This is a genomic window from Micromonospora sp. NBRC 110009 (genome assembly GCF_030518795.1).
In the GTDB taxonomy this organism is placed as follows: domain Bacteria; phylum Actinomycetota; class Actinomycetes; order Mycobacteriales; family Micromonosporaceae; genus Micromonospora.
In genome coordinates this window covers 1,962,537-1,984,727 of record NZ_CP130427.1, presented here as the reverse complement: position 1 = coordinate 1,984,727, position 22,191 = coordinate 1,962,537, and the positions used below count along the sequence as shown (strand labels likewise).

General features: G+C 71.3%; 20 protein-coding genes. 19 read left to right on the top strand and 1 reads right to left on the bottom strand.

Annotated features, from left to right (window positions below; translation table 11 throughout):
- Positions 1-75: 75 nt before the first annotated feature.
- The 18 genes from Q2K19_RS09450 (at position 76) to Q2K19_RS09365 (ending at position 19,940) form a co-directional block, all read left to right on the top strand.
- Positions 76-723, top strand: coding sequence for a demethylmenaquinone methyltransferase (locus Q2K19_RS09450; RefSeq protein ID WP_302772377.1), 648 nt, complete (start codon positions 76-78; stop codon positions 721-723).
- 85 nt (positions 724-808) lie between these two features.
- On the top strand, positions 809-1,027 hold the full coding sequence (locus tag Q2K19_RS09445) for a hypothetical protein (protein ID WP_302769546.1): 219 nt from the start codon (positions 809-811) through the stop codon (positions 1,025-1,027).
- Positions 1,028-1,162: 135 nt separating this feature from the next.
- Positions 1,163-2,437, top strand: a complete 1,275-nt coding sequence (locus Q2K19_RS09440) for a geranylgeranyl reductase family protein (protein ID WP_302769545.1) — start codon at positions 1,163-1,165, stop codon at positions 2,435-2,437.
- 132 nt (positions 2,438-2,569) lie between these two features.
- Positions 2,570-2,935: an NADH-quinone oxidoreductase subunit A gene (locus tag Q2K19_RS09435; protein WP_073834101.1), complete on the top strand. Its 366-nt coding sequence runs from the start codon at positions 2,570-2,572 to the stop codon at positions 2,933-2,935.
- 14 nt (positions 2,936-2,949) lie between these two features.
- The gene (locus Q2K19_RS09430; protein ID WP_091261240.1) at positions 2,950-3,627 is read left to right on the top strand and encodes a NuoB/complex I 20 kDa subunit family protein; all 678 of its coding nucleotides are present in this window, start codon (positions 2,950-2,952) and stop codon (positions 3,625-3,627) included.
- Positions 3,624-4,361 (top strand): NADH-quinone oxidoreductase subunit C, encoded by a 738-nt coding sequence (locus Q2K19_RS09425; RefSeq protein WP_302769537.1) that lies wholly within the window; start codon positions 3,624-3,626, stop codon positions 4,359-4,361. The genes Q2K19_RS09430 and Q2K19_RS09425 overlap by 4 nt, the downstream gene beginning before the upstream one ends.
- Positions 4,358-5,683, top strand: coding sequence for an NADH-quinone oxidoreductase subunit D (locus Q2K19_RS09420; protein WP_302769536.1), 1,326 nt, complete (start codon positions 4,358-4,360; stop codon positions 5,681-5,683). Before Q2K19_RS09425 ends, Q2K19_RS09420 begins: the two co-directional genes overlap by 4 nt.
- A complete protein-coding gene (gene nuoE, locus Q2K19_RS09415) occupies positions 5,680-6,816 on the top strand; it encodes an NADH-quinone oxidoreductase subunit NuoE (protein WP_302769535.1) in 1,137 nt (378 codons plus the stop codon). Before Q2K19_RS09420 ends, nuoE begins: the two co-directional genes overlap by 4 nt.
- Positions 6,813-8,129 (top strand): NADH-quinone oxidoreductase subunit NuoF, encoded by a 1,317-nt coding sequence (gene nuoF / locus Q2K19_RS09410; protein WP_302769532.1) that lies wholly within the window; start codon positions 6,813-6,815, stop codon positions 8,127-8,129. The genes nuoE and nuoF overlap by 4 nt, the downstream gene beginning before the upstream one ends.
- A complete protein-coding gene (locus Q2K19_RS09405; protein ID WP_302769530.1) occupies positions 8,129-10,609 on the top strand; it encodes an NADH-quinone oxidoreductase subunit G in 2,481 nt (826 codons plus the stop codon). The genes nuoF and Q2K19_RS09405 overlap by 1 nt, the downstream gene beginning before the upstream one ends.
- On the top strand, positions 10,606-11,958 hold the full coding sequence (nuoH, locus tag Q2K19_RS09400) for an NADH-quinone oxidoreductase subunit NuoH (RefSeq protein WP_302769528.1): 1,353 nt from the start codon (positions 10,606-10,608) through the stop codon (positions 11,956-11,958). The genes Q2K19_RS09405 and nuoH overlap by 4 nt, the downstream gene beginning before the upstream one ends.
- Before the next feature lies 1 nt (position 11,959).
- On the top strand, positions 11,960-12,601 hold the full coding sequence (gene nuoI / locus Q2K19_RS09395) for an NADH-quinone oxidoreductase subunit NuoI (RefSeq protein WP_302769525.1): 642 nt from the start codon (positions 11,960-11,962) through the stop codon (positions 12,599-12,601).
- Positions 12,598-13,371, top strand: a complete 774-nt coding sequence (locus Q2K19_RS09390) for an NADH-quinone oxidoreductase subunit J (RefSeq protein WP_302769523.1) — start codon at positions 12,598-12,600, stop codon at positions 13,369-13,371. The genes nuoI and Q2K19_RS09390 overlap by 4 nt, the downstream gene beginning before the upstream one ends.
- On the top strand, positions 13,368-13,685 hold the full coding sequence (gene nuoK / locus Q2K19_RS09385; protein WP_302769522.1) for an NADH-quinone oxidoreductase subunit NuoK: 318 nt from the start codon (positions 13,368-13,370) through the stop codon (positions 13,683-13,685). The genes Q2K19_RS09390 and nuoK overlap by 4 nt, the downstream gene beginning before the upstream one ends.
- A gap of 10 nt (positions 13,686-13,695) precedes the next feature.
- Positions 13,696-15,621 carry an NADH-quinone oxidoreductase subunit L gene (gene nuoL / locus Q2K19_RS09380; protein WP_302769521.1) on the top strand — a complete coding sequence of 642 codons (1,926 nt, stop codon included), beginning with the start codon at positions 13,696-13,698 and terminating at the stop codon, positions 15,619-15,621.
- Positions 15,622-15,685: 64 nt separating this feature from the next.
- The gene (locus Q2K19_RS09375; RefSeq protein ID WP_302769518.1) at positions 15,686-17,218 is read left to right on the top strand and encodes an NADH-quinone oxidoreductase subunit M; all 1,533 of its coding nucleotides are present in this window, start codon (positions 15,686-15,688) and stop codon (positions 17,216-17,218) included.
- The gene (gene nuoN / locus Q2K19_RS09370) at positions 17,215-18,768 is read left to right on the top strand and encodes an NADH-quinone oxidoreductase subunit NuoN (protein WP_302769516.1); all 1,554 of its coding nucleotides are present in this window, start codon (positions 17,215-17,217) and stop codon (positions 18,766-18,768) included. Before Q2K19_RS09375 ends, nuoN begins: the two co-directional genes overlap by 4 nt.
- Before the next feature lie 89 nt (positions 18,769-18,857).
- On the top strand, positions 18,858-19,940 hold the full coding sequence (locus Q2K19_RS09365) for a polyprenyl synthetase family protein (protein ID WP_302769514.1): 1,083 nt from the start codon (positions 18,858-18,860) through the stop codon (positions 19,938-19,940).
- Positions 19,941-19,956: 16 nt separating this feature from the next.
- On the opposite strand, the gene Q2K19_RS09360 is transcribed toward Q2K19_RS09365, so the two are convergent.
- Entirely contained in the window at positions 19,957-21,135 is a 1,179-nt protein-coding gene (locus tag Q2K19_RS09360; protein ID WP_302769512.1) for an MFS transporter, read from the bottom strand.
- 156 nt (positions 21,136-21,291) lie between these two features.
- Here Q2K19_RS09360 and Q2K19_RS09355 point away from each other — a divergent pair, with 156 nt between their 5' ends.
- Positions 21,292-22,074, top strand: a complete 783-nt coding sequence (locus Q2K19_RS09355; protein WP_302769509.1) for an IclR family transcriptional regulator — start codon at positions 21,292-21,294, stop codon at positions 22,072-22,074.
- The last annotated feature ends 117 nt before the right edge of the window (positions 22,075-22,191 follow it).

The window sequence follows — 22,191 nt, the reverse complement described above, 5'->3', positions numbered from 1 at the left end:
CAGAGTGGAGGGGTGAGCCGTACCCCTCAGGGCCAGCGCGCCAGCCTGGACAAGCAGCCGCACGAGGTCGCCGCGATGTTCGACGGCGTGGCGGCCCGCTACGACCTGACCAACACCGTCCTGTCGTTCGGGCAGGACCGGTTCTGGCGGCGGGCCACCCGGGCGGCGCTCGGGCTGCGCCCGGGCGAGCGGGTGCTGGACGTGGGCGCGGGCACCGGCGTCTCGACCGAGGAGCTGGCCCACTCCGGGGCGTACGCGGTCGGCGCCGACCTGTCGCTGGGCATGCTGCACGCCGGCAAGCGGACCCGTCCGCAGGTGCCGCTGCTGGCCGGGGACGCCCTGCGGCTGCCCTTCGCCGACGCCAGCTTCGACGCGGTCACCATCTCCTTCGCGCTGCGTAACGTGAGCGACACCGACGCGGCGCTGCACGAGCTGGCCCGGGTCACGAAGCCCGGCGGCCGGTTGGTGGTCTGCGAGTTCAGCACGCCGGTGAACCCGGCCTTCCGCACGGTCTACCTGTCGTACCTGATGCGGTCGCTGCCGGCGGTGGCCCGGGCGGTCTCCAGCAACCCCGACGCGTACGTCTACCTGGCCGAGTCGATCCGGGCCTGGCCGGACCAGGCGGCGCTCGCCGCCCGGATCGGCGCGGCCGGCTGGAGCCGGGTGGGGTGGCGCAACCTGACCGGCGGCATCGTGGCGCTGCACCGGGCGGTCCGGGACTGAGGGCGGGCCGGGACTCCACCCGGCCAAAACCACCTCTTTCGTGAATATCCGTCTTTGCTCCACTATGTCCCGTACGCTCTGCCCCATGACGGGAGCAGAGCAGGGCACCACGGACGACGACGCCGCGGAACTCATCGCGCAGCTCAGGGAGCTGGCCGGCGCCGACCCGGCCGACGTGCGGCAGGTGGTGGCCGAGGTGCTGGCCGCGCTCGACCGGGCGGCCGGCGGCGCGCTGCGCGAGCACCTGCCGGAGACGATCCGGGTCGACGCCGGGCTCGGACCTGCCACTCCCGCCCACCCGTGACGCCCGAAGTGGACGCCTACCGGCGTGTTTCTACGAAGTTAGGTACCCCTCACCGCCTACAGGTGTAACCCCGGTCATAGACTCCAACCCGATCGGCTTGTGAACCATTTCACGAGCGTGCGGGAGGAGGCGCAGATGACCGCGGTGGAGAACGACGCCGAGGTGATCGTCGTGGGCGCCGGTCCCGGAGGATCGGCGACGGCGTACCACCTGGCGCGGCACGGCGTCCGCGTGCTGCTGCTGGAGAAGACCGAGTTTCCCCGGGAGAAGGTCTGCGGCGACGGGCTCACCCCCCGGGCCGTCCGGCAGCTCATCCGCATGGGCGTGGACACCTCGCCCGAGGCCGGCTGGCTGCACAACAAGGGCCTCCGGGTGATCGGCGGCGGGGTACGCCTGGAACTGGACTGGCCCGACCTGGCCAGCTTCCCCAACTACGGCCTGGTCCGGACCCGACTCGACTTCGACGACCTGCTCGTCCAGCGGGCGGTCGCGGCCGGGGCGAAGCTGCGGACCAGCGTGAACGTGATCGGGCCGGTGCTCGACGCCGACGACCGGGTGATCGGCGTGCAGGCCGAGGTGGGTCCGGACAAGGAGCCCGCCACCTTCCACGCCCCGCTGGTGGTCGCGGCGGACGGCGTCTCCGGCCGGTTCCCGCTCGCGCTCGGGCTGGCCAAGCGGGAGGACCGGCCGATCGGCGTGGCGGTCCGCCGCTACTACCGCTCGCCCGTCAAGCACGACGACAACTACCTGGAGTCGTGGCTGGAGCTGCGGGCCAAGGGCAGCGACGCGCTGCTCCCCGGGTACGGCTGGATCTTCGGCCTGGGCGACGGCCGGGTCAACGCCGGCCTGGGCGTGCTCAACTCCTCCGCCGCCTTCGGCAGGACGAACTACCGCCGGCTGCTCACCGACTGGCTGGCCAACACCCCCGAGGACTGGGGGATGACCGACGAGGCCAACGCGGACGGGCCGATCCTCGGCGCCGCGCTGCCGATGGGCTTCAACCGGGTGCCGCACTACACCCGCGGGGTGCTGCTGGTCGGCGACTCCGGCGGCATGGTCAACCCGTTCAACGGCGAGGGCATCGCGTACGCGATGGAGTCCGGCGAGCTGGCCGCCGAGGTGGCGGTGCAGGCCCTCGCCCGGCCGGCCGGCGCCGAGCGGGAGCGGGCACTGATGGCGTACCCGCAGGAGCTGAAGGCGCGCTTCGGCGGCTACTACCGGCTCGGCGGGATCTTCGTGAAGCTCATCGGCCGGCCGGAGGTCATGCGGCTGGCCACCCGGCACGGCATGCCGCACCCGATGTTGATGCGCTTCGTGCTCAAGCTGCTGGCCAACCTGACCGACCCGCGGGGCGGGGACGCGATGGACCGGATCATCAACGCGATGACGAGGGTGGCTCCGGCCGTGTAGACCACCGGCCCCGGGGCGACGGCGCCCCGGGGCCGACAAAGATCGACCCCCGCTGGCCGAGGTCGTGAGGGACGTGAATAGTGTGATTTTCGCTAACCACCGAGGTCAGGGAAGGACGAGCAGGAGACAACGATGACGCTCTCTCCTTACGCACCGATCATCGGGCTCTTCGCCCTCGCCGCGGGGTTCGCGCTGTTCTCCGTGGCCGCCGCCCGATTCGCCGGTCCCCGGCGGCTGAACAAGGCCAAGCTCGAGGCGTACGAGTGTGGCATCGAGCCGAGCCCGCAGCCGGTCGGCGGCGGCCGGTTCCCGATCAAGTTCTACCTGACGGCGATGCTCTTCATCGTCTTCGACATCGAGATCATCTTCCTCTACCCCTGGGCGGTCTCCTTCGACGCCCTGCCGATCTTCGGCTTCGTGGAGATGGTCCTGTTCATCGTCGCGGTCTTCGTCGCCTACGCCTACGTCTGGCGGCGCGGCGGCCTGGACTGGGACTGAGGGAGGTACGTCAGATGGGCATCGAGGAGAAGCTCCCGGCCGGCGTCCTGCTCACCTCCGTGGAGAAGCTGGTCAACTGGTCGCGGAAGTCGTCCGTCTGGGGCGCCACCTTCGGCCTGGCCTGCTGTGCCATCGAGATGATGGCCGCCGGCGGTCCGCACTACGACATGGGCCGCTGGGGCATGGAGGTCTTCCGGGCCTCGCCGCGGCAGGCGGACCTCATGATCGTGGCCGGCCGGGTGAGCCAGAAGATGGCCCCGGTGCTGCGCCAGATCTACGACCAGATGGCCGAGCCCCGCTGGGTCATCTCGATGGGCGTCTGCGCCAGCAGCGGCGGCATGTTCAACAACTACGCCATCGTGCAGGGCGTCGACCACATCGTGCCGGTCGACATGTACCTCCCGGGCTGCCCGCCCCGGCCCGAGATGCTCATCGACGCGGTGCTCAAGCTCCGCGAGAAGATCATGTACGAGCCGCTGGGCGCGAACGGCCGCAAGATGCTGGAGGCCCGCAAGGAGCGCGGTGACGTGCCCGTCGTGCCCTACGGCTCGATGCCGTCGTCGTACCGCAACGACAAGGCCCGGCGCGCCGAGTGGACGAAGGCGGTCCGCGAGGGGCGCGAGGAGCAGTTGCGGATCGAGAACTGGATGAAGGCGCAGAACCACCTCCAGTCGCAGGGGGGCCCGAAGTGACGGCACGGAACGACAAGAACAACGACGGCGGCGTGCCGGTCCCGACGACCCCGGCCGGCGCCAGCAGCACCGCGCCGGCGGAGTACCCGCCGGCCAGCCCGGCCGGGCGCGGCATGTTCGGCAATCAGGGCACCGGCGACGTCTCCGGCTTCGGCGGCCTGGTCCGCCAGCGCAAGCCGATCGAGGAGGCCGCCCGGCCGTACGGGGGCTACTTCGACGAGGTCCGCGACGCGCTGGAGGAGGCGTACCCCCAGTTCGGCGACGCGATCGAGAAGGTCGTGGTCGACCGGGGCGAGCTGACCCTGCACGTCCGCCCGGAGCGGATCGCCGAGGTCTGCCAGGTGATGCGCGACGACCTGGCGCTCCGCTTCGAGCTCTGCTCCTCGGTGTCCGGCGTGGACTACCTGGGCACCGACGGGCGCCGGCTGCACGTGGTCTACCAGCTCACCTCGATGACCTACCGGCGCCAGGTCCGGCTGGAGGCCGCGGTCTCCGCCGAGGACCCGCACCTGCCGAGCGTCACCGCCGTCTACCCGACCGCCGACTGGCAGGAACGGGAGACGTACGACATGTTCGGCATCGTCTTCGACGGCCACCCCAACCTGACCCGGATCCTCATGCCGGACGACTGGGAGGGGCACCCGCAGCGCAAGGACTACCCCCTCGGCGGTGTGCCCGTCGAGTACAAGGGCGCGGAGATCCCGCCGCCGGACAAGCGGAGGTCGTACCAGTGACGACGTCGAACTACGCGACCGAGCGCGAGACCACCGAGGGCAAGGTCTTCACCGTCACCGGCGGGGACTGGGACCAGGTCGTCTCCGGCACCGACCCGATCAACGACGAGCGGATCGTCGTCAACATGGGTCCGCAGCACCCGTCCACGCACGGCGTGCTCCGGCTGATCCTGGAGCTGGAGGGCGAGACGGTCCGCGAGGCCCGTTCGGTCGTCGGCTACCTGCACACCGGCATCGAGAAGAACATCGAATACCGGAACTGGGTCCAGGGCTCGACCTTCGTGACCCGGATGGACTACCTCTCCCCGCTGTTCAACGAGACGGCGTACGCGCTGGCGGTGGAGAAGCTGCTCGGCATCACCGACGACATCACCGAGCGGGCCACCACCATCCGAGTGTTGATGATGGAGCTCAACCGGATCTCGTCGCACCTGGTCTGGCTGGCCACCACCGGCATGGAGCTGGGCGCGATCAACATGATGTTGTACGGCTTCCGCGAGCGGGAGTACATCCTCGACATCTTCGAGACCATCACTGGCCTGCGCATGAACCACGCGTACGTGCGGCCGGGCGGCGTGGCGCAGGACGTGCCGGACGACGCGATCGTCAAGATCCGTGACTTCCTCAAGCTGATGCCGAAGAAGCTCAAGGAGTACGAGGACCTGCTCTCCGGCCAGCCGATCTGGATCGAGCGGACGAAGAACGTGGCGGTCCTCGACGTGACGGCCTGCCTCGCGCTCGGGGTGACCGGTCCGGTGCTGCGCTCCGCCGGCCTCGCCTGGGACCTGCGCAAGACCATGCCGTACTGCGGTTACGAGACGTACGAGTTCGACGTGCCGACGCACACCGACGGCGACGTCTGGGGCCGCTACCTGGTCCGGCTCGCCGAGATCCGCGAGTCGCTGAAGCTGGTCGAGCAGGCCCTCGACCGGCTCAAGCCGGGCCCGGTGATGGTCGCCGACCGCAAGATCGCCTGGCCGGCGCAGCTCGCCATCGGCGTCGACGGCATGGGCAACTCGCTGGAGCACGTGGCCAAGATCATGGGTCAGTCGATGGAGTCGCTGATCCACCACTTCAAGCTCGTCACCGAGGGTTTCCGGGTCCCGCCGGGCCAGGTGTACGTCGGCATCGAGTCGCCCCGCGGCGAGCTGGGCGTGCACGCCGTCTCGGACGGCGGCACCCGGCCCTACCGGGTGCACTACCGCGAGCCGAGCTTCGTCAACCTCCAGGCCCTCCCGGCGATGGCCGAGGGCGGCCTGATCGCCGACGTGATCGCCGGTGGCGCCTCGCTGGACCCCGTGATGGGTGGTTGTGACCGATGACCGTTTTCACTGAAGAGACCCGGGCCCGGGCGCGGGAGATCATCGCCCGGTACCCGGCCGACCGGTCCCGGTCGGCGCTGCTGCCGCTGCTGCACCTGGTCCAGTCCGAGGAGGGCTACGTCTCCCCGGCCGGCGTCGAGTTCTGCGCCGAGGTTCTCGGCCTGAACAAGGCCCAGGTCGGCGCGGTGGCCACCTTCTACACCATGTACAAGCGCAAGCCGACCGGCGACTACCTGGTCAGCGTCTGCACCAACACGATGTGCAACGTGCTGGGCGGCCAGGAGGTCTACGACACCCTGGCCGAGCACCTCGGCGTCGGGCACGACGAGACCACCGAGGACGGGAAGATCACCCTGGAGCACGCCGAGTGCCTGGCGGCGTGCGACTACGGCCCGGTGATGACGGTCAACTACGACTTCTTCGACAATGTCGACGCGCAGAGCGCGCTCGGTGTCGTCGAGGAGCTGCGCGCCGGCGGCCGGCCGATGCCGACCCGGGGCGCCCGGCTCTGCACGCTGAAGGAGATGGCCGTCCAGCTCGCCGGCTTCGCCGACGAGCGCGAGGGCGCGGTGGCCGACGGCGGGCCGGGCGCGGCGACCCTGCGCGGCCTGCACCTGGCCGAGCAGCACGGCATCTCGGTGCCGGGCTTCGACCCGAACACCCCGATCCGCAGCAAGGCCGAGGCCGACAAGGCCGCCGCCGAGGCGAAGGCCAGGACCGAGGCCGCGAAGCCTCCGGTCGAGCCGGCCAAGCCCGCCCCGACTGCCGGCAACGCCGGCGCGGGCGAGCCGGCGAAGCCGGCGGCAGCCACCGGCAGCACCGCGCCGGACGTCAAGGCGCCGGACGCCAAGTCGCCGCAGGTGCGTACCGCCGAGACCCGGCAGCCGGACGCGGGCACCGCCGTGCCGGACGCCCCGGGCACCAAGGTCCCGACGGACGGCACGCCGCCGGCACCGCGTGACGCGCAGGCGGCGGAGGCCGCCGGCGCGGCGGCGAACGCGCCGGCCGGTGACGGCAAGCCGGCCGGCGACGAGGCCGGGGCGCAGCAGCGCAACCTCAAGGAGGCGGAGGCCGGGACGGGCGCCAACGGCGCGGGCCCGGCGGTCGCGAGCGAAACGGGGGTCCAGAAGTGACCACTCCTCGGCCGGAGACGCTGGCCAAGCTGACGCCGGTGCTGACCAAGCGGTGGCTGTCGCCGGACGCCTGGGGGATCGGCACCTACGAGAAGCTGGACGGCTACGCCGCCCTGCGCAAGGCGCTCAAGGCCCACCCGGACGACCTGATCCAGCTGATCAAGGACTCCGGGCTGCGCGGCCGGGGCGGCGCGGGCTTCCCGACCGGTCTCAAGTGGGGTTTCATCCCGCAGGGCGACGGCAAGCCGCACTACCTGGTGGTGAACGCCGACGAGGGCGAGCCGGGCACCTGCAAGGACCTGCCGCTGATGACCCACGACCCGCACTCGCTGGTCGAGGGCGTGATCATCGCCTCGTACGCGATCCGGGCCAACCGCGCCTACATCTACATCCGCGGTGAGGCGGTGCACGCCGCCCGCCGGCTGCGCAACGCGGTCCAGGAGGCGTACGCCAAGGGCTACCTGGGTCGGAACGTCCTCGGCAGCGGGTTCGACCTGGAGCTGGTGGTGCACTCCGGCGCCGGGGCGTACATCTGCGGCGAGGAGACCGCGCTGCTGGACTCGCTGGAGGGCTTCCGGGGCCAGCCCCGGCTCCGCCCGCCGTTCCCGGCGACCCACGGCCTGTACGCCAGCCCGACCGTGGTCAACAACGTGGGCACCATCGCCAGCGTGCCGTACATCGTGCTCGGTGGCGCGGACTGGTGGAAGACCATGGGGACGGAGAAGTCGTCCGGCCCGATGATCTACTCGCTCTCCGGCCGGATCGCCAACCCCGGCCAGTACGAGTGCTCGATGGGGATCACCCTGCGCGAGCTGATCGAGCTGGCCGGCGGCATGCAGCCCGGGCACGACCTGAGGTTCTGGACCCCGGGCGGCTCGTCGACCCCGCTGCTCACCGCCGAGCACCTGGACGTGCCGCTGGACTTCGAGGGGGTGGCGGCGGCCGGCTCGATCCTGGGCACCACGGCCACGCAGATCTTCTCCGACCAGGACTGCCCGGTGTACGCGACCTACCGGTGGCTGGAGTTCTACCACCACGAGTCGTGCGGCAAGTGCACCCCGTGCCGCGAGGGCAACTACTGGATGGTCCGGGTCTACCGGCGGATCCTCGCCGGCCAGGGCACCCATGAGGACCTGGACACCCTGCTCGACACCTGCGACAACATCCTCGGCCGCTCGTTCTGCGGTCTGGGTGACGGTGCGACCAGCTCGGTGACCTCGTCGCTGAAGTACTTCAAGCAGGACTACCTCGACTACATCGAGGGACGTACCGCACCGAAGCTGTCGGACAAGCAGCTGGTGGGAGCGCACTGATGACCGACGTAGCCAAGCAGACCGAGACCGTCACGCTCACCATCGACGGCGTCCAGGTCACCGCGCCCAAGGGGGCGCTGCTGATCCGGGTCGCCGAGCAGCTGGGCACCGAGATCCCGCGCTTCTGCGACCACCCGCTGCTGGCCCCGGCCGGCGCCTGCCGGCAGTGCCTGGTGGAGGTGGAGGGCCAGCGCAAGCCGGTCGCCTCCTGCACCCAGACCGTGGCCGACGGCATGGTGGTGCGGACCCAGCTCACCTCCCCGGTCGCCAAGAAGGCCCAGGAGGGGGTGATGGAGCTGCTGCTCCTCAACCACCCCTTGGACTGCCCGATGTGCGACAAGGGCGGCGAGTGCCCGCTGCAGAACCAGGCCATGTCCACCGGCCGCACCGACTCCCGGTTCCACGAGCACAAGCGGGAGTACCCGAAGCCGCTGCCGATCAGCACCCAGGTGCTGCTCGACCGCGAGCGCTGCGTGCTCTGCCAGCGGTGCACCCGGTTCTCCGAGGAGATCGCCGGCGACAAGTTCATCGACCTGATGGGCCGGTCGTCCGCCGAGGAGATCAACATCTACCGGGACGACGCGTACGGCGAGGAGGGCGACGCGGGGGACGTCCCGTTCAACTCCTACTTCTCCGGCAACACCGTGCAGATCTGCCCGGTGGGCGCGCTGACCGGCGCGCAGTACCGGTTCCGGGCCCGCCCATTCGACCTGGTCTCCACGCCCAGCGCCTGCGAGCACTGCGCGGCCGGCTGCGCCCAGCGCACCGACTGGCGGCGCGGCAAGGTGCTGCGCCGGCTGGCCGGCGACGACCCGGCGGTGAACGAGGAGTGGAACTGCGACAAGGGCCGCTGGGGCTTCCAGTACGCCCGGGCGTTCGACCGGCTCACCACCCCGCTGGTCCGCGACGAGAAGACCGGGGAGCTGCGCGAGGCGTCCTGGAGCGAGGCGCTGACCCGGGCCGCCGAGGGGCTGCGCGCCGCCCGAGACGGCGGGCCGGGCACGGCGGTGCTGACCGGCGGCCGGCTCACCGTCGAGGACGCCTACGCGTACGGCAAGTTCGCCCGGGTCGCGCTGCACACCAACGACATCGACTTCCGGGCCCGCCCGGTCTCCCGCGAGGAGGCCGACTTCCTGGCCAGCACGGTCGCCGGGGTCACCGACGTGACCTACGCCGACGTGGAGAAGGCGCCCGCGGTGGTGCTGGTCGGCCTGGAGCCGGAGGAGGAGTGCCCGATCCTCTTCCTGCGGCTGCGCAAGGCGTACCTGAAGAAGAAGCTCACGGTGTACGCGATCGCGCCGTTCGCGACCCGCGGCCTGGAGAAGCTCGGGGCCAAGCTGGCCCGGGTGGTGCCCGGCGAGGAGGCCAGCGTGCTGGCCGAGCACGCCACGGTGGCCGAGGCGCTGAGCCAGCCGGGGGCGATCCTGATCGTCGGCGAGCGGCTCGGCGCGGTGCCGGGCGGGCTCTCCGCCGCGGCGGACGTCGCCCGGCGTACCGGTGCCAAGCTGGCCTGGGTGCCGCGGCGCGCGGGCGACCGCGGCGCGGTCGACGCGGGCTGCCTGCCCAACCTGCTTCCCGGCGGCCGCCTGGTCACCGAGCCGGCGGCCCGCGCCGAGCTGGGCGAGGCGTGGGACATCGCGGCCGGGGTGATCCCGAGCCAGGCCGGCCGGGACACCGACGGCATCCTCACCGCGGCGGCCAACGGTCAACTGGGCGCCCTGGTGGTGGCCGGGGTGGACCCGGCCGACCTGGCCGACCCGCGCCTGGCCGAGCAGGCCCTCGACGCGGTGCCCTTCCTGGTCAGCCTGGAGCTGCGGATGAGCGCGGTGGCCCGCAGGGCGGACGTGGTCTTCCCGGTCGCCCCGGTGGTCGAGAAGGCCGGCAGCTTCCTGGACTGGGAGGGCCGGCTGCGCCCCTTCGAGGCGGTGCTGGAGACCGACGCGATGAACGACGGGCGGGTGCTCGACGCGCTCGCCGCGCAGCTCGACGTCCGGCTCGGCACCGGCGACGTGACGAGCGTCCGCCGGGAGCTGGGCTCGCTGCCGCCGACCCGGGTCGACCGTCCGGCCACGCCGACGGTCGAGCCGGCCGCCGTCCCGGAGCCCGGTGCCGGCGAGGCCGTGCTGGCCACCTGGCACCAGCTGATCGACCTGGGCAGCCTCACCGACGGCGACGAGCACCTCGCCGGCACCGCCCGCCCGCCGGTGGTCCGGCTGGGCAAGGGCACCGCCGAGGCGCTCGGCGTGGCCGACGGCGACCCGGTGACCGTGGGCACCGACCGCGGCGCGGTCACCCTGCCGGCGGCCATCACCGAGATGCCGGACGGCGTCGTCTGGCTGCCGACCAACTCACCCGGCTCGACCGTCCGGCGCAGCCTCGGCGCGACGTCCGGCGAGATCGTGCGGATCTCCGCCGCTCCGCTCGCCGCGGATCTGGCCGGTCGCCCGGGTCCGCTCCTCAACACCGGGAGTGCCCAGTGAACCTCTACCTCGCGGCGCAGGACCCGACGCTGGCCGACTTCGGCAAGGACCCGTGGTGGCTGGTCCTCGGGAAGATCGTCTTCGCCTTCGTCTTCGGTCTGCTGGCCACGCTGCTCGGCGTCTGGTTCGAGCGCCGGGTGGTCGGCCGCATGGCGGTGCGGCCCGGCCCGAACCAGGTCGGCCCGTTCGGCCTGCTGCAGACCCTCGCCGACGGTCTGAAGATGGCCTTCAAGGAGGACATCCTCCCGCGGACGGCCGACAAGGTGGTCTTCTTCTTCGCGCCGACCATCTCGGTGATCTGCGCGGTCACCTCGCTGTCGGTGGTGCCGTTCGGCCCGATGGTGAGCATCTTCGGCCACCACACGCCGCTCCAGGTCACCGACGTGTCGGTGGCGGTGCTGGTGATCCTTGCCTGCTCCTCGATGGGCATCTACGGCATCGTGCTGGGCGGCTGGGCCTCCGGCTCGACCTACCCGCTGCTCGGCGGTCTGCGGTCCAGCGCCCAGATGATCTCGTACGAGGTCGCCATGGGGCTGAGCATCGTGGCGGTGTTCATGACCGCCGGCACGATGTCCACCAGCGGGATCGTCGCCGCCCAGGGCGACGCCACCCGGGTGACCCTGTTCGGCCAGGAGATTCCGGCCCCCGGCTGGTACGCGATCCTGCTGCTGCCCAGCTTCATCATCTTCTTCATCGCCACCGTCGGTGAGACCAACCGGGCCCCGTTCGACCTGCCCGAGGCGGAGTCGGAGCTGGTCGCGGGCTTCATGACCGAGTACAGCTCGCTGAAGTTCGCGCTCTTCATGCTCTCCGAGTACGTCTCGATGGTGACCATGTCCGCGGTCACGACCACGCTCTTCCTCGGCGGCTGGCGGGCACCGTGGCCGATCACCCTCTGGGCGGGCGCCAACTCGGGTTGGTGGCCGATGCTCTGGTTCTTCGGCAAGGTGATCATCCTGGTCTTCGTCTTCGTCTGGCTCCGGGGCACCCTGCCCCGGCTCCGGTACGACCAGTTCATGCGCTTCGGCTGGAAGGTCCTGCTGCCGATCAACCTGGTCTGGATCCTCGTGCTGAGCGGGCTGCGCTCGATCGAGGACTTCGACACCAAGTCCCGGCTGACCTACACCGCGATCGGCGCGGGCGTGCTGCTGCTGGCCACGCTCTTTTGGCCGAGCCGGAAGAAGGCGCCGAGGCCGACGCTGCAGGAGCAGGTCAACAGCCGGCCGCACGGCAGCTTCCCGCTGCCGCCGATGGATCTTCAGGTACCACCGAGCCCGCGCACCAGGCGCGTGGTCGCCGAGCGGGAGCCGGCCAACGTCGTCGCCGGCCCGGACTCCAGGGAGGTGTGACGTGGGCGCGATCACCGGAACGTTCAAGGGCTTCGGGGTCACCTTCTCGCACATGTTCAGGAAGGTCGTCACCACCGACTACCCGTTCAAGCCGCCGGTCTCGGCGCCGCGCTACCACGGGCGGCACATCCTCAACCGGCACCCGGACGGGCTGGAGAAGTGCATCGGCTGCGAGCTGTGCGCCTGGGCCTGCCCGGCGGACGCGATCTACGTGGAGGGTGGCGACAACACCGAGGAGCAGCGCTTCTCCCCGGGTGAGCGGTACGCCAGCGTCTACCAGATCAACTACGCCCGGTGCATCTTCTGCGGGCTCTGCATCGAGGCCTGCCCGACCCGTTCGCTCACCATGAGCAACGAGTACGAGCTGGCCCGGGACAACCGGCAGGACCTGATCTTCACCAAGGAGCAGCTGCTCGCGCCGCTGCTGCCCGGGATGGAGCAGCCGCCGCACCCGATGCGGCTGGGCGACAGCGAGAAGGACTACTACGTCGGCGGCCTGACCAACCCGGGCACCTCGGCCGGCGCCGAACGGTCCCCGATGGGGCCCGGTCGGTACCAGCTGGACGAGCACCCCGGGGTGACGTTCCCGGGCGCCGAGCAGGCGGCCGAGCGGGCCGCGGCAGGCAAGGGAGACACGGCATGACCACGCAGACGGTGCTCGCCGAGGCGGCCTCGGTCGGCGGCGGCGAGGCGGTGACCTTCTGGATCCTCGCCCCGCTCGCGCTGATCGGCGCGATCGGCATGGTGTGGGCGCGCAACGCGGTGCACTCGGCGCTCTGGCTGGTGCTGACCATGCTCTGCCTGGGCGTGTTCTACGTCCTGCAGGCGGGGCCGTTCATCGGCATGGTGCAGATCATCGTCTACACCGGCGCGATCATGATGCTCTTCCTGTTCGTGCTGATGCTGGTCGGCCGGGACGCCTCCGACTCGCTGATCGAGACGCTGCGCGGGCAGCGTACGGCGGCGATCGTGCTGGCCCTCGGCTTCGCCGGCCTGGTCGGTACGGGGCTCTACCGGGCGCTGGACGGCGTCCGGGCGGTCGGCCTGGACAAGCCGAACGGCGAGGGCAACGTGCAGGGCATCGCCCGCCTGCTCTTCACCAAGTACGTCTTCGCCTTCGAGCTGACCTCGGCGCTGCTGATCACGGCGGCCGTCGGCGCGATGGTGCTGGCGCACGTCGAGCGGCGCAAGCAGGACCGGATGGACCAGGTCGCCACCATGAAGGCCCGGTTCCGGCCCGGCAACTACCCCGGTCCGAAGCCCGGCCCGGGCGTCTTCGCCACCTCGACCTCGGTGGCCACGCCGGCCCGCCTCCCCGACGGCCGGCTGACCGAGCGCAGCATCCCGGAGATCCTGCCGGCGCGGGAGCTGACCGCTGAGGAGACCTCCCTGAAGGGGACGGAAAAGAAATGAACACCTTCTTCTCGGTCGAGCCGACCTACTACCTCGTCCTCGCCGCGGTGCTCTTCACCATCGGCGCGGTCGGGGTGCTGGTCCGGCGCAACGCGATCGTGCTGTTCATGTGCGTCGAGCTGATGCTCAACGCGGCCAACCTGACGCTGGTCACGTTCAGCCGCATCAACGGCGACCTGAACGGCCAGATCATGGCGTTCTTCGTGATGGTGGTGGCCGCGGCCGAGGTCGTGGTCGGGCTCGCGATCATCATGTCGATCTTCCGGACCCGGCGCTCGGCGAGCGTCGACGACGCCAACCTGCTGAAGTACTGAGGGGCTCGTGGTGGAAGAGACTGTGGAATTCGCCCAGGCCAGCGGGCTGTTGGGCAGTGTCTGGCTGCTGGTGGCCATCCCGCTGGTGAGCGCGGCGATCCTGCTGCTGCTCGGCAAGCGGGCGGACCGCTGGGGCCACTGGCTGGGCGTGGGGGCCATCGGTGCCGCCTTCGTGCTCGGCCTGACCTACTTCTTCCAGCTCCGTGGCCTGGAGAACAAGCAGGTCGAGCAGAGCCTCTGGCAGTTCATCACGGTCGGCGATTTCAAGGTGGACTTCGGTCTGCTCTTCGACCCGCTGGCCGCGGTCTTCGTGCTGCTGATCACCGGGGTGGGTTTCCTGATCCACCTGTACGCGGTCGAGTACATGGCGCACGACGAGGGCCGGCGACGGTTCTTCGGGTACTTCAACCTGTTCGTCGCCGCGATGCTGCTGCTGGTGCTCGGCAACAACTACGTGATGCTCTACTTCGGCTGGGAGGGCGTCGGCCTGGCGTCGTACCTGCTGATCTCCTTCTGGTACGGCCGGCCGAGCGCGGCCACCGCCGGCAAGAAGGCGTTCCTGATGAACCGGGTCGGTGACGCCGGCCTGGCCATCGGCATCTTCGTCATGTTCGCCACCCTGGGCACCACCCAGTACGACCAGGTCTTCAACGGGGTCGGCGCGCTGAGCCAGACCACCGTGCTGGTGCTCGGCCTGCTGCTGCTGCTCGGCGCGACCGGCAAGTCCGGTCAGTTCCCGCTCCAGGCGTGGCTGCCGGACGCGATGGAGGGCCCGACCCCGGTGTCGGCGCTCATCCACGCCGCCACCATGGTCACCGCGGGCGTCTACCTGATCGCCCGCTCCAACCCGATCTTCTCGGCCAACACGACGCTTCAGCTCGTGGTGGTCAGCGTCGGCGCGATCACCCTGCTGATGGGCTGCCTCATCGGCGCGGCCAAGGACGACATCAAGCGGGTGCTGGCCTGGTCGACGGTGAGCCAGATCGGCTACATGTTCCTCGGCGTCGGCCTGGGCGGCGCGGCGTACGCGCTGGCCATCGTGCACCTGCTGGCGCACGGCTTCTTCAAGGCCAACATGTTCCTCGGCGCCGGCTCGGTGATGCACGGCATGAACGACCAGGTGGACATCCGCCGCTTCGGCAACCTGTCGAAGTACATGAAGGTCACCTGGCTGACCTTCATGATGGGCTGGCTGGCCATCATCGGCATGTTCCCGTTCTCCGGCTTCTTCTCCAAGGAGCCGATCATCGTGGCCGCGTTCGAGCGGGAGGGCTGGACCGCCTGGCTCTTCGGCGGTGCGGCGCTGCTCGGCGCCGGGCTGACCGCCTTCTACATGACCCGGCTCTTCGTGCTCACCTTCCACGGCCCGGCCCGCTGGACCGAGGACATCGAGCACCCGCACGAGTCGCCGAGGCTGATGACCGTCCCGCTGATCCTGCTGGCGATCGGTTCGGTCGGGGCCGGCTTCCTGCTCGCCACGTCCGTGCCGGACTGGCTGACCGCTACCGCCGGGCTGGGCGCCCAGGAGGAGGGCCACGAGGCGGTCCTCGCGCACTGGCTGATCACCACGCTCTCCCTGCTGGTCACCGTGCTCGGCGCCGGGCTCGCCTGGTTCCTGTTCCGCAACGGCACGGCCACCGCGCCGCAGCCGGCCGGCGTGCTGGTCACCGCCGCCCGCCGGAACCTCTACACGGACGCCGTCAACGAGGCGGTCTTCGAGAAGCCGGGCATCTTCCTCACCCGGGCGCTGGTCTTCCTCGACAACCGGGGCGTCGACGGGCTGGTCAACGGCCTCGCCGCCGCGGTGGGCGGGGGCTCCGGCCGGCTCCGGCGGCTGCAGACCGGCTTCGTGCGGTCGTACGCGACCTCGATCCTCACCGGCGCGCTGCTCGTGCTGGCGGCGTTCCTGGCGGTGCAGGCGGGGTGGCTGGCGTGATCGACCTCAACGCGGCCGCCCCCGCCGGCGGGCCACGCAGTCACGACGGAGGTAAGGCCGAATAATGTCCAACTTCCCGTTCCTCTCGGTGCTGACCGTGGCACCGCTGGTCGGCGCCCTGGTCGTGGCCCTGCTGCCACGCCGCCGGCCGGACCTGGCCAAGCTGGTGGCGTTCGGCTGGTCGCTGCTGGTGCTGGTGCTGTCGGTGGTCATGTGGATCGCCTTCCAGGCCGACGGTGACCGCTTCCAGTTCCGCGAGTCGTACGCGTGGATCCCGCGCTGGGGCGTCAACTTCACCTTCGAGGTGGACGGCATCGCGCTGGTCATGCTGATGCTGATCGCGATCCTGGTGCCGCTGGTGATCCTGGCTTCCTGGCACGACGCGGAGTCGTCCAAGCGCTCGGTGCCGGTCTATTTCGCGCTGCTGCTCGTCCTCGAGTGCACGATGATCGGCGTCTTCGCCGCCGCCGACGTCTTCCTGTTCTACGTGTTCTTCGAGGTCATGCTGGTGCCGATGTACTTCCTCATCGGCAGCTACGGCGGCCACCAGCGGCAGTACGCGGCGGTCAAGTTCTTCCTCTACTCCCTGGTCGGCGGCCTGTTCATGCTCGCCGCGGTGATCGGCCTCTGGGTGGTCGGCGGGAAGACCTTCGACTGGCAGGCGCTCAGCCAGGCCGACCTCGACGTCAACACCGCCCGCTGGCTCTTCCTCGGTTTCTTCCTCGCGTTCGCGATCAAGGCGCCGTTCTTCCCGTTCCACACCTGGCTGCCGGACGCCGGTGGCGCGGCCCCGGCCGGCGCGGCGGCGCTGCTGGTCGGCGTGCTGGACAAGGTCGGCACCTTCGGGATCCTGCGGTACTGCCTGCCGCTCTTCCCCGAGGCGTCGAAGTGGTTCGCCCCGTGGGCGCTGGCGCTCGGCGTGATCGGCATCATCTACGCCGCGCTGCTGGCGGTCGGGCAGAACGACCTCAAGCGGTTGGTGTCCTACACCTCGATCGCGCACTTCGGCTTCATCGGGGTGGGCATCTTCGCCTTCACCACCCAGGCCGGCACCGGCGCGGTGCTCTACATGCTCAACCACGGGCTGGCCACCGGCCTGCTCTTCCTGGTGGTCGGCATGCTGATCGCCCGTCGCGGCTCGGCCCTGATCAGCGACTTCGGCGGCGCCGGCAAGCTGGTGCCGCTGCTGGCCGGGGTGCTCTTCTTTGCCGGTCTCGCCTCGCTGGCGCTGCCCGGCACCGCGCCGTTCGTCTCCGAGTTCCTGGTGCTGATCGGCACGTTCACCACCAACAAGCCGGTCGCGGTGATCGCCACGCTCGGCATCATCCTGGCCGCGGCGTACGTGCTGTGGATGGTGCAGCGCACCACCCAGGGCACCCTCAACCCGGCTCTGACCGAGGTCGAGGGCATGCGCCGGGACCTGACCCTGCGCGAGAAGATCGTGGTCGCCCCGCTGATCGCGCTCATCGTGCTGCTCGGCTTCTACCCCAAGCCGGTCACCGATGTCATCAACCCCGCCGTCAAGGCGACCATGCAGGACGTGGGTCGGACCGACCCTGCTCCGACGGTCGGCAGCGTCCAGGAGGCCGCGAAATGACCGAGCTGAAGTTGCCGTCGCTCGACTACGCGGCGCTCGCTCCCATCCTGATCCTGCTGGGCGCCGCCCTGGTCGGCGTCCTGGTCGAGGCGTTCGTGCCGCGCCGCCTGCGTAACGGGGTGCAGCTCGCGCTCGCCCTGCTGGCGGTGCTCGCCGCGCTCACCATGGTGATCCTCAACGCCGACGACCGGCTGATCACCGCCGGCCGGGCCATCGCGGTGGACGGGCCGACGCTCTTCCTCCAGGGCGCGATCCTGATCCTGGCCACGATGGCGCTGCTGCTCATCGGGGAGCGCACGGTGGAGCGCGGCGGCGCCTTCGTGGCCCACGCCGCGGTCACCGCCGAGTCGGCGGAGGACCGGCGGCAGGCCGAGGGCGCCGGCGGCACCACCGAGGTGTACCCGCTGGCCACGTTCGCGATCGGCGGCATGCTGATCTTCGTGGCGGCCAACGACCTGCTGACCATGTTCATCGCGCTCGAGGTCTTCTCGCTGCCGCTCTACCTGCTCTGCGCGCTGGCCCGCCGCCGGCGGCTGCTGAGCCAGGAGGCCGCGCTGAAGTACTTCATGCTCGGCGCGTACGCCTCGGCGTTCTTCCTGTTCGGTGTGGCGCTGCTCTACGGCTTCACCTCGGGCATCCCGGGCCGCCCGGCCGGCGTCGACTTCGCCACCCTGCACGCGGCGGTCACCGACTCCTCGACCAGCCCGACGCTGCTCTACGCCGGCATGGCCCTGCTCGCCATCGGCCTGCTCTTCAAGGCCGCCGCCGCGCCGTTCCACGTCTGGACGCCGGACGTCTACCAGGGCGCCCCGACCCCGGTGACCGGCTTCATGGCCGCCTGCACGAAGGTCGCCGCCTTCGGCGCCCTCCTGCGGGTCTTCCACGTCGCCTTCGCCGGGGCCGCCTGGGACTTCACCCCGGTCCTCGGCTCGGTGGCGGTGCTGACCATGCTGGTCGGCGCGGTGCTCGCGGTCACGCAGACGGACATCAAGCGGCTGCTGGCCTACTCGTCGATCGCGAACGCCGGGTACCTGCTGGTCGGTGTGCTGGCCCCGAGCAAGGACGGGCTCTCCGGCACGATGTTCTACCTGGTCGCGTACGGCTTCTCGGTGATCGCCGCGTTCGCCGTGGTGACCCTGGTCCGGGACGCCGACGGGGAGGCCACCCACCTGTCCCGCTGGGCCGGGCTGGGCCGCCGCTCGCCGTTCTTCGCCGCGATCTTCACCTTCATCCTGCTGGCCTTCGCCGGCATCCCGCTGACCAGCGGGTTCACCAGCAAGTTCGCGATCTTCGCGCCGGCGCTGGACGCGAACCAGGCCTGGCTGGTGATCGCCGGTGTGCTGACCAGCATGGTGCTGGCCTTCCCGTACCTGCGGGTGGTGGTCATGATGTGGCTCTCCGAGCCGGGCGACGCCACCCCGACGGTCACCGTGCCGGGCGTGCTCACCTCGGCGGCCCTGGTCATCGGCGTGCTGGCCACGCTGGTCCTGGGTGTCGCCCCGGCGCCCCTGCTCGACCTGGCCAACGGGGCCGCCGAATTCGTGCGATGACCGAGATCGTCCCACCGGGGGCCGGTACGCCGTGGCGTGCCGGCCCCCGGTCCGTATCCCCCTCTCCGGGCAGGTCGAACGGGTGTGGCATGGTGGAAGACGTGGTGAATCCGGCTGGCGAGCGTTCAGGTGCCACCGGCTCCGGCGGTCGTCGGGGTCCGGCGGGCACGGGTCAGTTCGGCGCGCTCGGCCTGCGGCTAGCCGACCCGCGCGTCGAGGCGTCCGTGCTGGGCCTGCTGGAGCGCGTCGAGAGCGCACTGCTGGCCAGCGTGGCCAGTGCCGATCCGCTCGTCGCCGAGGCGTCCCGCCACCTGCTCGACGCGGGCGGTAAGCGGTTCCGCCCGCTCCTGGTGGCGCTGGGCGCCCAGTTCGGCGACCCGACCAGGGACGAGGTCGTGCCGGCGGCCGTGGTGATGGAGCTCACCCACCTGGCGACGCTCTACCACGACGACGTCATGGACGAGGCGGCGGTGCGCCGGGGTGCCCCGAGCGCCAACTCGCGGTGGACCAATTCGGTCGCCATCCTGGTCGGCGACTACCTCTTCGCGCGGGCCGCGGACATCGCCGCCGAACTGGGCCCCGAGGCCGTCCGCCTGCAGGCGCGCACCTTCGCCCGGCTGGTGCACGGGCAGATCGCCGAGACGGTCGGCCCGCGCGGCACCGACCCGGTGGCGCACTACCTGCACGTCATCGCCGAGAAGACCGGTTCGTTGATCGCCACCTCGGCCCGGTTCGGCGGCATGTTCGGCGGCGCGTCCGCGGCGCACACCGAGGCCCTGGCCGGGTACGGCGAGATCATCGGCGTGGCCTTCCAGCTCTCCGACGACCTGCTCGACATCGCCTCCGAGTCGATGCAGTCCGGCAAGACGCCCGGCACGGACCTGCGGGAGGGCGTGTCGACCCTGCCGGTGCTCTACGCGCTCGCCTCGGACGACTCCGACGCCGCCAGCGTGCGGCTGCGCGAGATCCTGGCCACCGGCCCGCTGGTGGACGACGCGCTGCACGCCGAGGCGCTCGGTCTGCTCCGGGAGTCTCCGGCGCTCAAGCGGGCCCGGGAGACCGTCCGCAGCTACGCCGAGGACGCCCGAGCTCAGCTCGCCCCGCTCTCCGACGGCCCCGCCCGCCGCGCCCTCGAATCCCTCTGCGACTACATCGCCGACCGCACCAGCTGACCCCCTCGCGGCCCGATCAGTCCCGGGTCAGCAGGCGGGCGCCGGTGAGCATGAGGACCGCGGCCAGGAGCATGGCGACCGCGGCCACCGCCCACATGGTGGGGTAGTCGAGGTGGGCGGCCACGGTGCCGAGGCCGAGGGGGCCGAGGCAGCCGCCCGCGTACACCCCGGTCTGGGTGATCGAGGTGGCGGCGGCCGGGGCCTGCGGGTGGAGCCGGACCACCGCGAAGTTCATCAGCCCGGGCCAGGCCCAGCCGAGGCCGAAGCCGAGCACCACGCCCGCCACCAGCGGGCCGGGGCCGGCCAGCGCGAGCAGGCCCAGCCCCGCGGCGCCGACCACGAGCATGCCGGCGATCAGCGTGACGTGCCCGCTCTCCCGGCGGTCCGCGAGCCAGCCGGCACCGACCCGGGCCACCACGCAGACCGCGCTGCCGAGGGTCAGGGTGAGGCCGGCCAGGGCCGGGGTGAGACCCCGCCCGGCCGACGAGTCCACCACGAAGGTGCCCAGCGCGTTCGCGGCGGCCGCCGCCAGGGTGGCGGCGAGGCCGACCACCACCAGCGCCACCGTCGCCCGCCCGGCCCGCCCGCCGGTGGCGGCCCGCTCCTGGTCGCGCTCGTGCTCGGGTACGGCCGGCAGCGCGGCCAGCGCCGCCGCCGCGGCCACCACGAACGCCCAGCGCCAGCCGGCGGTCAGCGCGATGGTGGGGACGGCGGCGCCGGCCAGCAGGGTGGAGACCGGGATGGCGGCCTGCTTCACCCCGAAGGAGAGCCCCTGCCGGTGGGCGGGGACGTGCCGGGCCAGCGCCGCGTTGCTGGCGAGCTGGCCGAGCGCGTTCGCGGCCGCGCTGAGCCCGAGCAGTACCACCAGCACCGGGTACGAACGCGCCAGCGCCGCGATGCCCAGCAGCGTGCCGGCGGAGAGCAGGATGCCGGCGCGGGCCACCACTGCCGGGCCGTACCGCTCGACGAGCACGCCGGAGGGGACGGAGGCGAGCGCGCTGATCCCGAAGTAGACCGACACGGCCAGGCCCAGGCCGGCGGGGGAGAAGTGCAGGTCGTCGCCCATCTGCACGGCGAGCCCGCCGAGCAGGAAGACGGGCAGTACGCAGGCGATCGTGGTGGCGATGGCGCCCGCGCTGGCGCGGACGGTTCCTTGGGACGCGGGGGGCGAGGGGTGCAGCGCGGTGTCAGTCATGGCCAGGCAAACCTACGCCGGGCCGTATTTCGGCAGCTGATCGCCGTCTGTCGGGGCACTCTCCGCGACCACTGATCTGGCATCCTCGATCCGAACAGGCATTTCACACTCGGCCTGTTTTTCATATGGTGTAAGTCCCCGGCGGCGGAGGTGGTTGTGCGCGACCCCTTGGCGGAACCTTCGGACCTGATCCGAAGTGTGTCCCGCGCGCTTCGAGTGCTCGAGTCCGTCGGCCGCGCGCCACGGGGACTCACCGTCAAGCAGATCGCCCGCCGCTGCGAGCTGACCGTGGCCACCACGTACCACCTGGTGCGCACGCTGGCGTACGAGGGCTACGTGATCCGCCGGGAGGACGGCACGTACATCGTCGGGCTGGAGGTCGCCGACCGGTACCGCGAGCTGGTCACCGCGTTCCGCGGGCCGCAGGCGGTCGGAGAGTCGCTCCGGCGGGCGGCGGCGGACACCGGCTGGAGCCACTACCTGGGGCGTTTCGTCGGCGGCCAGGTGGCGGTCACGGCGGTCGCCGAGGGGCCGCGCTCGCCCTACCTGGAGGACCTGGTGCCCGGCTTCGACGAGGGGGCGCACGCCACCGCCCTCGGCAAGAGCCTGCTCGCCACCCTCAGCGCCGAACAGCGCTTCCGCTACCTGCGCGAATACGGCATGCGCCCGTTCACCAGCGCCACCCTGACCACGGTCGAGGCGTTCGAGGCCGACCTGGCCGCCGGTGACCGGCGGGGGATGCAACTGGAGCTGGGCCAGTTCCGGCAGGGGGTGGCCTGCGCCGCGGTGCTGGTCACTCCGGACAAGGACCTCGAGCGCCGGGTGGTGCTCGCCTGTGCCCTGCCGGCCAGCGAGATGATGACCTCCGCGCGGGTGGTCCGGGCCAAGCTGCTCACCGTCGCCCGCTCGATCGCGGACGGCATCGCCGCCGAAGCCTAGAGGGCCGCCGCCCAGGCGGGGTGGCGGCCCTCCGGGGCGGTCCAGCGCCGGACCGCCAGGGGAACGTCAGCTGCCGATCGGGCCGCCGTCGAGGCGCCAGGCGACCACCATGCCGGG

What these genes read in the sequence shown, in the direction of transcription:
- nuoE (WP_302769535.1), top strand. Translation starts at nt 5,680, where the DNA reads ATGACCGTTTTCACTGAAGAGACCCGGGCCCGGGCGCGGGAGATCATC.
- Q2K19_RS09375 (WP_302769518.1), top strand. Translation starts at nt 15,686, where the DNA reads ATGTCCAACTTCCCGTTCCTCTCGGTGCTGACCGTGGCACCGCTGGTC.
- Q2K19_RS09445 (WP_302769546.1), top strand. Translation starts at nt 809, where the DNA reads ATGACGGGAGCAGAGCAGGGCACCACGGACGACGACGCCGCGGAACTC.
- Q2K19_RS09430 (WP_091261240.1), top strand. Translation starts at nt 2,950, where the DNA reads ATGGGCATCGAGGAGAAGCTCCCGGCCGGCGTCCTGCTCACCTCCGTG.
- Q2K19_RS09390 (WP_302769523.1), top strand. Translation starts at nt 12,598, where the DNA reads ATGACCACGCAGACGGTGCTCGCCGAGGCGGCCTCGGTCGGCGGCGGC.
- Q2K19_RS09450 (WP_302772377.1), top strand. Translation starts at nt 76, where the DNA reads ATGTTCGACGGCGTGGCGGCCCGCTACGACCTGACCAACACCGTCCTG.
- Q2K19_RS09360 (WP_302769512.1), bottom strand. Translation starts at nt 21,135, where the DNA reads ATGACTGACACCGCGCTGCACCCCTCGCCCCCCGCGTCCCAAGGAACC.
- nuoK (WP_302769522.1), top strand. Translation starts at nt 13,368, where the DNA reads ATGAACACCTTCTTCTCGGTCGAGCCGACCTACTACCTCGTCCTCGCC.
- Q2K19_RS09365 (WP_302769514.1), top strand. Translation starts at nt 18,858, where the DNA reads ATGGTGGAAGACGTGGTGAATCCGGCTGGCGAGCGTTCAGGTGCCACC.
- Q2K19_RS09440 (WP_302769545.1), top strand. Translation starts at nt 1,163, where the DNA reads ATGACCGCGGTGGAGAACGACGCCGAGGTGATCGTCGTGGGCGCCGGT.
- nuoN (WP_302769516.1), top strand. Translation starts at nt 17,215, where the DNA reads ATGACCGAGCTGAAGTTGCCGTCGCTCGACTACGCGGCGCTCGCTCCC.
- Q2K19_RS09405 (WP_302769530.1), top strand. Translation starts at nt 8,129, where the DNA reads ATGACCGACGTAGCCAAGCAGACCGAGACCGTCACGCTCACCATCGAC.
- Q2K19_RS09435 (WP_073834101.1), top strand. Translation starts at nt 2,570, where the DNA reads ATGACGCTCTCTCCTTACGCACCGATCATCGGGCTCTTCGCCCTCGCC.